The sequence below is a fragment of the Saccharothrix syringae genome (genome assembly GCF_009498035.1).
Classification (GTDB): Bacteria; Actinomycetota; Actinomycetes; order Mycobacteriales; family Pseudonocardiaceae; genus Actinosynnema; species Actinosynnema syringae.
Genome location: NZ_CP034550.1, coordinates 2,848,407 through 2,862,021 on the forward strand (window position 1 = coordinate 2,848,407; position 13,615 = coordinate 2,862,021).

A 13,615-nucleotide genomic window follows, 5' to 3' on the forward strand; every position below is an offset into this window, starting at 1 on the left:
GAGGTCGCGTGCCCATGACCCAAGCCGTCCGCGCGGCGGTCGCCGCCGTCGCCGTGTTGTGCGTCTGCGCCGCCCTCGGGGTGGCGACGAGGCGGCCGGGCCTCGGCGCGGCCGGGACCGCCCGCCTCGCCGAGGGCTTCCGGTTCACCGCCGAGCAGCTGAACACCGCCCCGGCCGGGGCGCACCGGGAACGCGTCGTGGCGCCCGCCCTGCGCGGCATCCGCAGCTGGATCTCGGCGGTCGGCGCCGCGGTCGCCGCCACCGACCTGCGCGGCGCGGGGCGGCCGGGCGACGTGTGCCTGGTCGACCCCCGGGACGACTCGGTCACCGTGCGCGCGGTGCCGGGCGACCCCGGGGACTACCCGCCCGTGCGCCTGGTCCCGATCGGCGTCCCCTACGACCCCACGATGGCGCCGATGGGCTGCGTGCCCGCCGACCTCGACGAGGACGGCGACACCGACCTGGTCGTCTACTACTGGGGCCGGACGCCGCTGCTGTTCGTCAACGCGGGCGGCGTCCCGGGGCCGGACACCTTCCGCGCCCGCGAGCTGCTGCACCCGGTGCAGGTGTGGAACTCCACCGCCCTCAACGTCGGCGACGTCGACGGCGACGGCCACCTCGACCTGCTCGTCGGCAACTACTTCCCCGACGGGGCCAGGGTGCTCGACCCCGACGCGGGCGACGACGTCCGGATGGCCATGCAGGACTCCATGTCCCGCGCCCGCAACGCCGGCGCCAACCGCATCCTGCTCACCCGGCCCCGCGGCGTCGACCGGGCGCCCGACCTGGTCGACGCGAGCACCGCCCTGTCGCCGACCGCCGCCGGCTCCTGGACGCTGTCGATCGGCCTCCAGGACCTCGACGGCGACGGCCTGCCCGAGGTGTACCAGGCCAACGACTTCGGCCCCGACCAGCTGATGGTCAACCGGTCCACCCCCGGCCGGGTGGTGCTGACCGAGGTCGCGGGCAGGCGCGACCTGACCACGCCGAAGTCCGAGGTGCTGGGGCACGACTCGTTCAAGGGCATGGGCGTGGCGTTCACCTACGACCGCGGCGCCCGGCTGCCCACGATCGTGGTCAGCAACATCACCACCCCCTACGCCCTGCACGAGAGCAACTTCGCGTTCGTGCCCGACGGCGACCCCGCCGACCTGGCCCGCGGCGAGCTGCCCTACCGCGAGCGCAGCGAGCGCCTGGGCCTGGCCCGCTCGGGCTGGTGCTGGGACGTCAAGGCGGGCGACTTCGACAACGACGGCGTCGACGAGATCCTGCAGGCCAACGGTTTCCTCAAGGGCGAGGTCGACCGGTGGCCGCTGCTCCAGGAGCTGGCGATGGGCAACGACGAGCTGCTGCGCCACCCGTGGGCGTGGCCCGCCTTCGGCCCCGGCGACGACCTGTCCGGCCACGAGTCCAACCCGTTCTGGGTCAGGGGCCCGAACGGCGCCTACACCGACCTGGCACCCGCCCTGGGCATCGCCGCGCCCGACAACAGCCGCGGCCTGGCGCTGGGCGACGTCGACGGCAACGGCACGCTCGACGTGCTGGTCGCCAACCAGTGGGAGGACTCCGCCCTGCTGCGCAACCGGGCCGCGGCGGGCACGTCCGCGCACCTGGCGTTCGTCCGGTCGGCCGGACCCGGCGCGCCCGAGGTGCGAGCCCTCGGCGTCCAGGTGGAGCTGCGCCACCCCGACCGACCCCAGCGGGCGCAGCTCTACCCGGCCAACGGCCACGCCGGCGTGTCCGCGGCCGAGATCCCCCTGTCGCTGCCCGGCGGCAGAACCACCCCGGTCACCGTGACCTGGCGCGACGCCACCGGCCTGCACCGGGCCGAGGTCGACGTGGCGCCCGGTCGCCGGACCGTGGTCCTCAACGGCAACGGAACGGCGGTAGTGCGATGACGACGACAGCACCGGCGACGACCGAGGCCGGCACCGCGCGGGCCGGAGCCGGCACCGCGCAGGCCGGGCCCGCGCCGAACCGGCCGGAGAGCCTGACCCCCGAGCAGCGCCGGGAGAAGGCGTTGCGCAGGTTCGCGGTCTCGATCACCGCGTTCACCGTCGTGGGCCACCTGCTGCTGGGCTTCGAGCAGTCGCCGATCACCCCGATCGCCACCGTGCTCGTCAGCTACGCCACGGCGATCCTGTTCGAGTCCCTGGACGCCTGGGCGCGCGGTCGCGCGCCGCAGTACCGGGGCGGCCCGCGCGCGTTCACGCTGTTCCTGCTGCCCCCGCACATCGCCGCGCTCGCCTGCGCGATGCTGTTGTGGGGCAACGCCGTGCTGTGGCCCTACCTGTTCGCCGTCACCGTGGCCAACGGCAGCAAGTACCTGGTGCGCCTGCGGGTCCGGGGCCGGCTGCGCCACGTGCTCAACCCGTCGAACACCGGCATCGTCGTCACGCTGCTGCTGTTCCCGTGGGTCGGCATCGCGCCGCCGTACCACTTCACCTCTAACACCGGGGGCGCGCTCGACTGGCTGATCCCGTTCGCCGTCCTGGTGCTCGGCACGATGATCAACGCCAAGCTGACCGGGAAGGTGCCGCTGATCCTCGGCTGGGTCGGCGGCTTCGCGGCCCAGGCCGCGCTGCGCTCGCTGGTGCTCGACCACCACCTGGTCGCCGCCCTGCTGCCGATGACCGGCCTGGCGTTCATCCTGTTCACCAACTACATGATCACCGACCCGGGCACCACGCCGACCGCCCCGCGCAACCAGGTGGTCTTCGGCGCCACCGCCGCCGCGGTCTACGGCGCGCTGGTGGTCGGCGGGGCGGTGTTCGGCCTGTTCTTCGCCCTGGTGATCACCTGCCTGCTGCGCGGCGCGGTGATCCTCGCGGCGGGGTTCGCCGGCGCCCGGTCGCGGGTACCGGCCGCCGCGCCGGCGACCGCGGGGGCGGCGGCCCGATGAGCGCGACCCGGAGCGGCGCGCACCGCATCGCGATCGTCGGCATGGCCTGCCGCTACCCCGACGCGAACGGCCCCGACGAGCTGTGGCAGACCGTCCTCGGGCGGCGGCGGGCGTTCCGGCGCATCCCGTCGACCAGGCTGTCGCCGGACTACGTCGGGTCGCCGGACGACCCGGACCGGACCTACGTCACGCGCGCCGGCCTGCTGCGCGACTGGACGTTCGACCGGCCGCGGTTCGGCGTGCCCGGCCCGCTGCACCGGGCCGCGGACCACGCGCACTGGCTCGCCCTCCAGGTCGCGGCGGAGGCGCTGGCGGACGCGGGGTTCCCGGACGCGGCCGGGCTCGACCGCGACCAGGTCGGCGTGCTGCTGGGCAACTCCCTGACCGGCGAGTTCACCCGCGCCCACCAGTTGCGGCTGCGGTGGCCGTTCGTGCGGCGCGCGGCCCGCGCCGCGCTGGAGCGGACCGGCACCGACCCGGACGAGGCGGCGCGGGTGCTGACCGCGCTGGAGGAGCTGGTCAAGCAGCCGTTCCCGGTGCCGGGCGACGAGTCGCTGGCCGGCGCGCTGGCCAACACGATCGCCGGCCGCGTCTGCAACCACTTCGACTTCCACGGCACCGGGTACGCGGTGGACGGCGCCTGCGCGTCGAGCCTGCTCGCGGTGACCACCGCGTGCCGCGCGCTGGCGGCGGGCGAGCTGGACTTCGCCCTGGCCGGCGGGGTGGACCTGAGCCTCGACCCGTTCGAGCTGGTCGGCTTCGCCCGCCTCGGCGCCCTCGCCGTCGACGAGATGCGCGTCTACGACGCCGAGCCGACCGGTTTCCTGCCGGGCGAGGGGTGCGGCGTGGTGGCCCTGGTGCGCGCCGAGGACGCCGGGCGCGCCGGCCTGCGCACCTACGCCGAGATCCTGGGGTGGGGCACCTCCTCCGACGGCGCCGGCGGCCTGACCAGGCCCGAGGTCTCCGGCCAGGCCCTCGCCCTGGCGCGGGCCCACCGCCTGGGCGGGGTGGACCCGACCTCGATCGACCTGGTGGAGGGGCACGGCACCGGCACCCGGCTCAACGACGTCACCGAGCTGACCGTGCTGCGCGCGGCGCTGGCGGGTCGTGCGACGCCGGCCGCGCTGGGGTCGGTCAAGGCCAACATCGGCCACACCAAGGCGGCCGCGGGGGTCGCGGGTCTGGTGAAGGCGGCCCTCGCGGTGCACCACCGGGTGCTGCCGCCGACGACCGGGTGCCGCACGCCGCACGAGCTGCTGCGCGAGCCCGGCACGCCGCTGCGGGTGCTGGCGGAGGCCGAGCCGTGGTCGAACCCGGTGCCGCGGGCGGCGGTGTCGGCCATGGGGTTCGGCGGGATCAACGCCCACCTGGTTCTGGGCGGTGCCGAGCGGGGTGGTGGGGTGCCCGCGGACTTGCCCGGGGACTGGCGGGCCTGGGCCGAGCCACGCCCCGAGGAGCAGGTGCTGGTGCTCGGCGGCGACTGCGCGCGGGACCTCGTCGCGGTGCTCGACCGCCTGGTCGCGCGGGCACCCGGGTTGAGTAACGCGGAGGTGCACGACCTCGCCGCCACGGCCGCCGAGGCGGCGCCCCACCGCGCCCCGGTCCGCTGCGCCCTGGTGGCGCGCACCCCGGACGAGCTGGCGAGCGTTGCGGAACGGGCCCGCGCCCGCCTCGCCGGCGACCTCCGGCCGGTCGCGGCTGACGATGCGGCGAGCGCGCCCACCCGCCTCGCCGGCGACCTCCCGCCGGTCGTGGTCGACGAGGCCGGGTTCGCCGTCGGCGCCGGCGCGCCCGCCCGCGTCGGGCTGCTGTTCCCCGGTCAGGCATCGCCGGTCCGCGCCGCGCTGCCCGCGTGGGCGCGCTCGCTCCGGGTCCCGGAACCGCCCGCCGACCTGGAGATCACCGACGGTGCCGTGGACACGGCGGTCGCCCAGCCCGCGATCGCGCGGCAGTCCCTGGCCGGGCTGGCCTGGTTGGCCCGGACGGACTGCGCACCGGTCGGCGCGGTCGGGCACAGCCTCGGCGAGATCCCGGCGCTGGTCTGGGCCGGTGCGCTCACCGCGCGGGCCGCGCTGGACCTGGTGACCGCGCGCGGCGCGCTGGTGGCCCGGTACGGGGCTCGGGGCACCGCCATGGCGAGCCTGCGCACCGACGCGACCACCGCCGAGGCCCTGGTGAAGGAGACGCGGGCGACCATCGCCGCGCTCAACGGACCCCGGCAGACCGCGATCGCCGGTCCGGCCGAGGACGTCGCGGAGGTGGTGGACCGGGCCCGGGCGCAGGACATCGTGGCGATCCCGCTGCCGGTCTCCCACGGGTTCCACAGCGCGGCGATGGCACCGGTGCGGCCCCGGTTCGGCGAAGTGCTCGCGCGCACGGCTTTCGCCCCGCCGGCCGGCCGGGTCTTCTCCACGGTGACCGGCGAGCCGGTCGAGGACCCGGCCGACCTGCTGCTGCGGCAACTGGTGGAGCCCGTGCGCTTCCAGGACGCGCTGGAGAACCTGGCCGCCCGGTGCGACCTGCTGGTCGAGGTCGGCGCCGGTGCGGCGCTGACCGGCCTGGCCCGGGAACTGGGCACCGCCGCGCCCGCCGTGGCCATGGACTGCGCCGGCGACCCGCGCCGCCACGCGCTGGTGGCCGCGGCGCTGGCCGCGGCCGGCGTGGACACCGCGGCGGTCTGGTACCGGCGCGGCGGGTACCGGCGGTTCGACCTGGACGCCCCCGCGAACTTCCTGGCCAACCCCTGCGAGGTGCTGCCCGCGCCCCGCGCCCTGGCGCCGCGGGCGCCGGTCACGCGCCGCGAGGTGCCCGAGCCGGTGGCCGGGGACGCGCTGACCGTGCTGACCGAGCACCTGGGCCGTCGCCTCGAACTGCCCGTCGACGGCATCCGGCCCACCAGCTCGCTGCTCGGCGACCTGCACGTCAGCTCGCTCCAGCTGCTCGACCTGGTGAACACCGCCGCCGGGCTGCTCGGCCGGCGGGCGCCCAACCCGCACCAGGTCATGGCCAGCCCGACGGTCGGCGACGTCGCCCGCGTGATCGAGGGCGCGCCGCGGGTGGGGCGCGGCGGGCCGACCGGGGTGCACGGGGTCCGGCGGTGGGTGCGCGCCTTCGGGCACCGGTGGGTCGACCACGAGGGCGTCCCGGACACCACCGACGCCGTGGTGTGGACCGGCGATGCGGCGCTCGTGGGCGACGCGCCCACGACAGGCGCCGGCCGGCGGCGCGGCCTGGTGGTGGAGCTGCGCAACGCCACCGAGGTCGTGCACGCGGTCGGCGAGGTCGCCGCCGCCGTCGAGCGCGTCGAGGCCGAGCGGCCCGACCTGCTGGTGGTGCTGCACGACGGGCACCCGGCCGCGGCGGGGCTGGCGCGCTCGGTCACCGCGGAGCTGCCGGACTGCGCGGTCACCGCCGTCGACCGCCCACCGCACCACGGGTTCGACCTCCGGCTGGCCGCCCGCGCGGGGTACCTCGAACTGCGCCTCGGCCGCGACGGGCGCTACCAGCGGCCGGTGACCGCGGTGCACCGCCGGGGCGACGGGGCCGAGCCGGTGCTCGCGCCGGGCGACGTGTGCCTGGTGACCGGCGGGGTCACCGGCATCACCGCGCGCTGCGCCGCGGCGGTCGCCGAGCGGTTCGGCGCCACGCTGGTGTTCCTGGGCCGCACGCCGTCCGACGCGCCCGAGGTCCGGGCCGGGCTCAACCGGCTGCCGCAGCAGGTCCGGGTGCACTACACCCGGTGCGACGTGACCGAGCCCGCCGACCTGCGGGCCGCCGTGCAGGCCGCGGCGACGTGCGGTCCCCTGCGCGGGCTGCTGCACGGCGCCGGGGTCAACGAGCCCCGCCCGCTCGGCGCCGTCTCCGACACCACGCTGCGCGCCGCGGTCGAGCCCAAGGTCTCCGGCCTGCGGTCGCTGCTCGACGCCGTCGGCGACCAGGCGACGCTGGTACTGGCCTTCGGGTCGGTCATCGGCCGCACCGGGATGGTCGGGCAGGCCGAGTACTGCGTCGCCAACGACTGGATGCGCGTCGAGCTGGAGCGGTGGGCCGGGCGCCACCCCCGGTGCCGGGCCCACCTGCTGGAGTGGACGCTGTGGTCCGGCGTCGGCATGGGCGAGCGCCTGGGCGTGGTGGACCGGCTGCGCGGGCAGGGGATCGACCCGATCACGCCCGCCGAGGGCACCGACGCGCTGCTGGCCCTGCTGGGGGACCGCACCGCACCGGTCACGGTCGTGCTCGCCGGCCGCCTGCCCGAGGTGCCGACCGTCGCGCGCCCCGCCGTGGGCGAGCGGGGGCTGCGGTTCAGCGAGGAGGAGCTGACCGGCACGCCCGGCGTGGAGTCGGTGCAGCGCGCCGAGCTGTCGCTGGGCACGGACCCGTACCTGGACGACCACCGGGTGGACGGCACGCCCGTGCTGCCGGCCGTGGTCGGGCTGGAGGCGATGGCCCAGGCGGCGGCGGCGCTGGCCGGGCCGCGCCGGCACTGGGCGTTCGAGCGGGTGGCCCTGGCCGCGCCGGTGGCGGTCGGCGAGCGGGGCACGCGGACGTTGCGGGTCGCGGCGCTGCGCCACGACCGCGGCGACGGGATCGACGTGGCGTTGCGCGACGACGCCGACGGATACGGGGCCGTCCGCTTCACGGCGGAGCTGCGCACCGCCACGTCGCCTCCCGCCACCTCGCCCCCCGCCGGGCCGGTCCCGCCGACCACCACGCCACCCACCACGCCGCCGCACCCGCTCTACGGACCGCTGTTCTTCCACACGGGCTGCTTCCGGCGGCTGGTCCGCCTCGACCACCTGACCGCGTTCGAGGTCCGGGCGTGGGTGGCGGCGGACCCGGGCGCCACCTGGTTCTCCGACTTCCACAGCGGCCGGCTGCTGCTCGGCGACCCGGGCGCGCACGACGCCGCGGTGCACGTGCTGCTGGCCTGCCTGCCGCACCGCAGGGCCCTGCCGGTCGGCGTCGACCGCGTCACGCTCTGGCGGCGGCCCGAGGGCCTGCTGCACGTCCACGCCGTGGAGACGTGGCACTCGGGCGACGAGTACCGGTTCGACGTGGACGTGGTGGCCGCGAGCGGCGAGGCGGTCGCCTGCTGGCAGGGCCTGCGGCTGCGGGCGATCGGCCCCCGCGCCTGGCGGGAGCCGATGCCCGCGGAGCTGGTCGGCCCCTGGCTGAGCAGGCGCCTGTCGGAACTGGGCCTGCACGACCACGCCGAGCTGACCGCCGTGCCCGCGGCCGGTGGCGGTGCGGACCGCCTGGTGGCCCTGGACCCGGCGGTCGGGCTGGTCGCCCGGCCGGTGGTCGGGGTGCCGTCGACGACGCTGGCGGTGGAGATCGCGGCCCGCACCGGCGAGGGGATCACCGTGGCCGCGAACCGGGCCAGCTGCGCGATCGGGGCGCTGGGCCTGGGCGAGGACGACGGCGGCGAGCGGGTCGACGTCGAGGACGTGCTCGACGACGGGCTGGTGCTGCTGCGCGCGGGCGGGCGCCGGGTGGTCACCGCGAAGCTGGTGACCGGGTCGGCGCCGGTGGTCGTCGCCGTCACCGCGGACGACCGGCCGTGACGGCGTACGTGTACCGGCACCGGGTGACGTTCGACGAGACCAACGTCGTCGGCAACGTCTACTTCGCGCACTACCTGCACTGGCAGGGGCACTGCCGCGAGCGGTTCCTGGCCGACCACGCGCCCGGCGTGCTGCGCGCGGTCCGCGCCGGCGACCTCGTGCTGGCGACGGTGTCCTGCGAGATGACCTACTACGCCGAGTGCTTCGCGCTGGACGAGGTGGAGGTCGCCATGACCCCGCGCGACTTCGGCGGCCACCGGGTGGTCATGGACTTCGACTTCCGCCGCGACGGCCGGCTCGGCGCGCGCGGGTCGCAGGTCGTGGCGTGCCTGAGGCGGACCGGCTCGGGCACCGAGCCGGTCGGGCTGCCCGCCGAGCTCGTCGAAGCGCTGCGGGCCCACGCGGAGAGCAGGGGATGACATGACGGCGAATCCGGGAACCGGGTCGAGGGGCACGGGACGGCTCGCCGCGGTGAACGCGGCCAGGCACCGCCGGTGGCTCGCGGTGTTCATGGTGGTGGTGGCCGCGCACTGGGTCGAGCACCTGGCGCAGGCCGCGCAGATCTACCTGCTGGGGTGGCCGGTCCACGCCGCCGGCGGCGCGCTGGGGCTGGCGTTCCCCTGGCTGGTCCACTCCGAGTGGCTGCACTACGGGTACGCGCTGGCGATGCTGGCCGGGCTGGTGCTGCTGCGGCCCGGGTTCGCGGGCCGGGCGCGGACCTGGTGGACCGCCGCGCTGGTGATCCAGGTGTGGCACCACTTCGAGCACCTGCTGCTCCTGCTCCAGGCGCTGACCGGGTGGCACCTCCGGGGCCGGGCCGCGCCGACGAGCCTCGTGCAGCTCGTCGTGCCCAGGGTCGAGCTGCACCTGTTCTACAACGCGGTCGTGTTCGCGCCGATGGTCGTGGCGGTCGTGCTCCACCGGACACAAAGGACGGTTCAACAAGGCTGAAAATCCGGACTGCCAACGATCGGGGCCGGCCCGGGGCGACGCGTCCCGGGCCGGCCTTCGTCATGTCGGGCGAACAACCGACCAAAGCGTTGACTACTGAAACCTATAGTGATGTACTGCGACGGAAGCAGGGGTCCGACCCGGCAGGCACCGGTGGTCCGCGGACCCCGGGGCGCCCGAACACCAGGAGGATCGATGACTGCTACTGCGGAGCCGTCCGCGGCGGCGCCGGAGCTCGACACGGCCGGCCTGCTCGCCGCCTACCGGCGCGACTTCACGCCCGCGGCCAAGGCGTTCGTCGAGGGCGGGATCTCGGCGCGGGAGCTGCGCGAGCGCTGGCTGCCCTACTTCCGGGGCCCCTTCCTGGACTACGAGCTGTCGGTGCAGGCGGCCTGGCGCGCCGCCCACGGCCCCGACCGCGGGATCGAGCCGGGCCCGCCGGACGCGGACCCCGCCCACGCCGAGCAGTTGCGGCACTTCCCGGTGACGATCTCGCACAACAACCTCGAACGCCTCGTCGACGTGCTGGCCGTGGAGCTGGGCGACCGGACGGCCGCCGACACGGTCACCCCGGAGCGGGTCCTCGACCTGGCCCACGTCGTCGACGCCCTCGACCGGCTCATGCACTCGCTCGTCCTCACCCCGTGACGGCGCGGGACGCGCGCCGCCCGGCGCGTGGGTACAACGGCTGAACAGGAGTGGCAGTGAACGGAAACGGCATTCCGACAAGCGTGGTGGAAGCCCTCAGGGCCGCCCGCGCGGTGACCGGGGCGGACGGCTCCGCGCTGTCCAACGCGGACATCGTCAAGGGCCACGACCTCGCGTGGGGCGGGCCGGGCAACCTCTACACCATCCGCCCCTACACGCTCGGCCCCGCGGCCCTGGAGGTCTTCACGGTCCGCGAGCGCATCCACGTCCTCGTCGACGGCCTGGGCGAGGACCTGGTGGACCTGCACGGCGTCGGCGTCTACCGGCGCCACGAGCCCCGCATCGGCGCCGAGGGCGCCGACGAGCTGACCTGGACCACGGCGACCATCGGCGCGCAGTTCCTCTCGCTCCAGGTCGTCGGCGACAGCGAGGTCCTCGGCCAGGTCCGGGTCACCAACACCCCGGGCAGGCGGGAGGGCGCGACCGTCGCGCCCGCCCGACCGGGCGGCGGCAGGGTCACGCCGCTGAAGAACTGCGTGACGCTGCTGTTCCCGCGGTTCGAGATCGAGCACCTGGGCGCCACGGTCGACACCGGCGACGAGCCGGTCGCGGTCGAGTCGCGGGTCAACATGGTGCCGCCGATCGGCGACGTGTCCCGGACCTCGCGCGGGTACGCGCTCTACGACGGCGACCGCCGCGTCGGCACACTGCTGGCGGCCGACCTGGAGATCGGCGCCCTGCTGCACCACATCCCGATCCAGACGGCGAAGGACCCCGTCGAGGCGTACGCGGTGACCGCGGAGTAGGCCGCCGCGGATGACCACCGGTCGCACCACCGGGCGGGTCCGGGCCAACCTCGGTGCGGGCCCGCTCGGCTCCTACGCGTTCCGGGTCGAGGCGACCCTCGGCCACCGGCCGACGAGCTACCTGTTCGCCCGGTCCACCGGGGGCGGCGGCGGCGTCGGCGAGCGGGCGGTGACGGTGCTGCTCGTGCTCGCGCCCGCCGCGCTGGCGGGCACCAGGGTGACCGTCCGCGAGAGCCGCGGCGCGGACCTGGCGGAGGTCACCACGTTCCTGCCGACCATGCGGGTGCCCAAGGTGGTCTCCGCCGCGCACGTGTTCGAGTGCCTGCCGCTGACCGACGTCGGGTACGTCGACCTGATGTCGTGGTTGCACCCGCCCGCGCGGGAGGTGCCCGCGGGCCCGCCCGGCCCGTGGAGCGCCTGGCACGACCGGCCGGGCACCACCAGGGTGTCGGAGGCCGCGCACGGCTACCGGGTCGTCGAGACCGTCAGCGCCGAGCACGGCATCCCGGTGGCGCGCAGCACGGTGCTCGACGGCGAGGAGACCCGCCGCTGGGAGGCCGTCGCGCTCGGCTCCCCGGAGTGGGACCACCTGCCCACGCGCATCCGGGTCACCAGGCCGAGGACGGGGCACTGGACGGTGTTCGAGCGGACGACGGACCCGCGGCCGGTACCGCCGGAGTGGGTGGAGGCCGACTCGGCGACGCTGCGCCGGGCGGCCGCGAGCGTGCTGGAGGGATGAGGGTGGGGTTGGCGGTGGTCGCCCGGCTGTGCCGGGTGCTGGGCGCGGTGGCGGCCCTGGGCGCCGCGGTGGCGGTCGAGGTGGTGCGCGGGCGCGCCGGCCTGGACCGCCGGGTGGCCGAGCGGGTCGCGGTGGCGTTAGAGCGCCTGGGTGGCGCCTTCCTCAAGGGCGGGCAGTTCCTGGGCACGCGCCGGGACCTCGTGGGGCCGGTGCTGGCCACCGCGCTCGGCCGCCTCCAGGACGACGTCCGGGCGATGCCGGTGGCCGACGCGCTGGCGGTGGTCGGCGCCGCGCGCGTCGAGCACGCCGGGGCGGTGCGGGCCGCGGTCCTGGCCGGGCCGGTGGCCGGCGGCTCCATCGCCTGCGTCTACCGCGCCGAGCTGCCCGGCCGCGCGGTCGCGGTCAAGGTGCGCAAGCCCGCGGCCGTCCGGCAGGTCACCGCCGACACCCGGGTCATCCGGGCCGCGGCGCGGCTGGCGGCCCGGGTGCCGGCGTGCCGCGGCGTCCCGCTGACCGACATCGCCGACCAGCTGTGCCGGTGCGTGCTCGACCAGCTCGACCTGGACCGGGAGCGGCGCAACCTGGAGCGGTTCGGCGAGCTGGTCCGCGACGCGGGCGGCATCACCGTGCCGGGGGTGGTGGCCGGGATGTGCGGCCCCGGCGTGCTGGCCATGGACTTCCTCGACGGGCTGGACCGCTCGGGCTGCGCCGCGCTGCCGGAGGCCGAGCGGACCGCCGCGGTCGAGGCGCTGGTGCGGGGGATGTACGACGCGCTGTTCCGGCACGGCTTCGTCCACGTCGACCTGCACCAGGGCAACGCCTACTTCCGGCGCGGGCGCGACGTGGTGGTGGTCGACTTCGGGTTCGTCCACCAGCTCGGCGCGCTCGCCCGCGCCAGGTTCACCGGCTTCTTCGCGGGGATGATCGACGGCGACGGCGCCGGGTGCGCCGACACCCTGCTGGCCACCGCGCGGTCGGTGGCCGACGACGCCGACCTGGCCGGGTTCCGGCGCGACGTCGCCGACTTGGTGGTGCGCAACTGCGGCCGGGCGGTCGAGGACTTCAGCCTGCCGCTGTTCGCCGCGTCGCTGTTCGACCTCCAGCGCCGGCACGGCGTGCACGCCGACCCGGAGTTCACCTTCCCGCTGCTGGGCCTGCTGGCCCTGGACGGGCTGGTCCGGGAGCACCACCCCGGGATGGACTTCCAGCTGGAGGCCGCGCCGTTCGTGATGGCGGGCCTGCTGGAGGCGGCCGACGACGGCCGACCGGGAGCCGGGGTCAGGACAGGCCCAGCATCCGGGTGCAGCGGTGGATGACCTCCGGGTCGCCGTCGACCTTCACCGCGCCGGTCACGATCGCGTCGAACGGGGACAGCAGCCGCGCGCCGATGCGGACGAAGGTGTCCGCCGCGCAGGCGATGGTCAGGTCCGGCAGCGGGACCGAGCCGGGCACGAAGGACACGGCGCCGCCGCGGACCTCGATGGCGAAGCTGTGGTCGCCCACCCGGAACTCGTAGGTCTCGTCCACGTCCGGGATGCGGTCGTGGTCGATCATCGCCTGGAGGGCGAGGAAGCCCCACTCGTCGCGGACGGTCTTCTTCGCGTCGCCCTCGCGCAGGAAGCCCATGCCCCACCTGGCCAGCGACAGCACCGGTGCCCGCAGCTGCTCGCCCAGCGCGGTCAGCCGGTACATCTTGCCCCGCGAGTCGCCCTCGACCGGCAGCTGCTCGATCACCTCGTGCTCGGTCAGCATCCTGAGCCGGTCGGTGAGCAGGTTCGGCCCGATGCCCGGCAGGTTGTCCAGCAGGTTGTTGAACCGCATGGGCGCGACGAGCAGCTCCCGCACGATGAGCAGGGTCCAGCGCTCGCCGATGATGTTGAGCCCGGCGGCAAGACCGCAGAACTGGCCGTAGTCCCGTCGGACGCTCATGGTGTGCCGGACCTTCCTCGGTAGTTGCTCTTAACTGTGATAGTAACCTGCGGGTTCGTCCAGGGTGCTGTCCGCA

10 protein-coding genes are annotated in these 13,615 nt (G+C 75.9%); 9 read left to right on the forward strand and 1 reads right to left on the reverse strand.

The genetic code is table 11. The features are described from left to right. Positions 1–14: 14 nt before the first annotated feature. The 9 genes from EKG83_RS13235 (at position 15) to EKG83_RS13275 (ending at position 12,926) form a co-directional block, all read left to right on the forward strand. Entirely contained in the window at positions 15–1,898 is a 1,884-nt protein-coding gene (locus EKG83_RS13235; RefSeq protein WP_033430803.1) for an FG-GAP repeat domain-containing protein, read from the forward strand. Further along, positions 1,895–2,902 carry an enediyne biosynthesis protein UnbU gene (locus EKG83_RS13240; RefSeq protein ID WP_194283013.1) on the forward strand — a complete coding sequence of 336 codons (1,008 nt, stop codon included), beginning with the start codon at positions 1,895–1,897 and terminating at the stop codon, positions 2,900–2,902. The genes EKG83_RS13235 and EKG83_RS13240 overlap by 4 nt, the downstream gene beginning before the upstream one ends. Further along, complete coding sequence (locus EKG83_RS13245; protein WP_051765615.1) at positions 2,899–8,466, forward strand: type I polyketide synthase; 5,568 nt, start codon at positions 2,899–2,901, stop codon at positions 8,464–8,466. Before EKG83_RS13240 ends, EKG83_RS13245 begins: the two co-directional genes overlap by 4 nt. Then, positions 8,463–8,885 (forward strand): acyl-CoA thioesterase, encoded by a 423-nt coding sequence (locus tag EKG83_RS13250; RefSeq protein WP_033430804.1) that lies wholly within the window; start codon positions 8,463–8,465, stop codon positions 8,883–8,885. Before EKG83_RS13245 ends, EKG83_RS13250 begins: the two co-directional genes overlap by 4 nt. Position 8,886: 1 nt before the next feature. Further along, positions 8,887–9,417 (forward strand): hypothetical protein, encoded by a 531-nt coding sequence (locus EKG83_RS13255; protein ID WP_033430805.1) that lies wholly within the window; start codon positions 8,887–8,889, stop codon positions 9,415–9,417. 195 nt (positions 9,418–9,612) lie between these two features. After that, complete coding sequence (locus EKG83_RS13260; RefSeq protein WP_033430806.1) at positions 9,613–10,065, forward strand: hypothetical protein; 453 nt, start codon at positions 9,613–9,615, stop codon at positions 10,063–10,065. A gap of 83 nt (positions 10,066–10,148) precedes the next feature. Next, positions 10,149–10,871, forward strand: a complete 723-nt coding sequence (locus EKG83_RS13265) for a DUF6073 family protein (protein WP_033430807.1) — start codon at positions 10,149–10,151, stop codon at positions 10,869–10,871. A 10-nt stretch (positions 10,872–10,881) separates the two neighbouring features. Next, positions 10,882–11,610 carry a hypothetical protein gene (locus tag EKG83_RS13270; RefSeq protein WP_033430808.1) on the forward strand — a complete coding sequence of 243 codons (729 nt, stop codon included), beginning with the start codon at positions 10,882–10,884 and terminating at the stop codon, positions 11,608–11,610. Positions 11,611–11,741: 131 nt separating this feature from the next. Continuing rightward, the gene (locus EKG83_RS13275; protein WP_153278047.1) at positions 11,742–12,926 is read left to right on the forward strand and encodes an AarF/UbiB family protein; all 1,185 of its coding nucleotides are present in this window, start codon (positions 11,742–11,744) and stop codon (positions 12,924–12,926) included. On the opposite strand, the gene EKG83_RS13280 is transcribed toward EKG83_RS13275, so the two are convergent. Then, entirely contained in the window at positions 12,889–13,539 is a 651-nt protein-coding gene (locus EKG83_RS13280) for a crotonobetainyl-CoA--carnitine CoA-transferase (RefSeq protein ID WP_033430809.1), read from the reverse strand. The genes EKG83_RS13275 and EKG83_RS13280 overlap by 38 nt on opposite strands. Positions 13,540–13,615 lie beyond the last annotated feature (76 nt).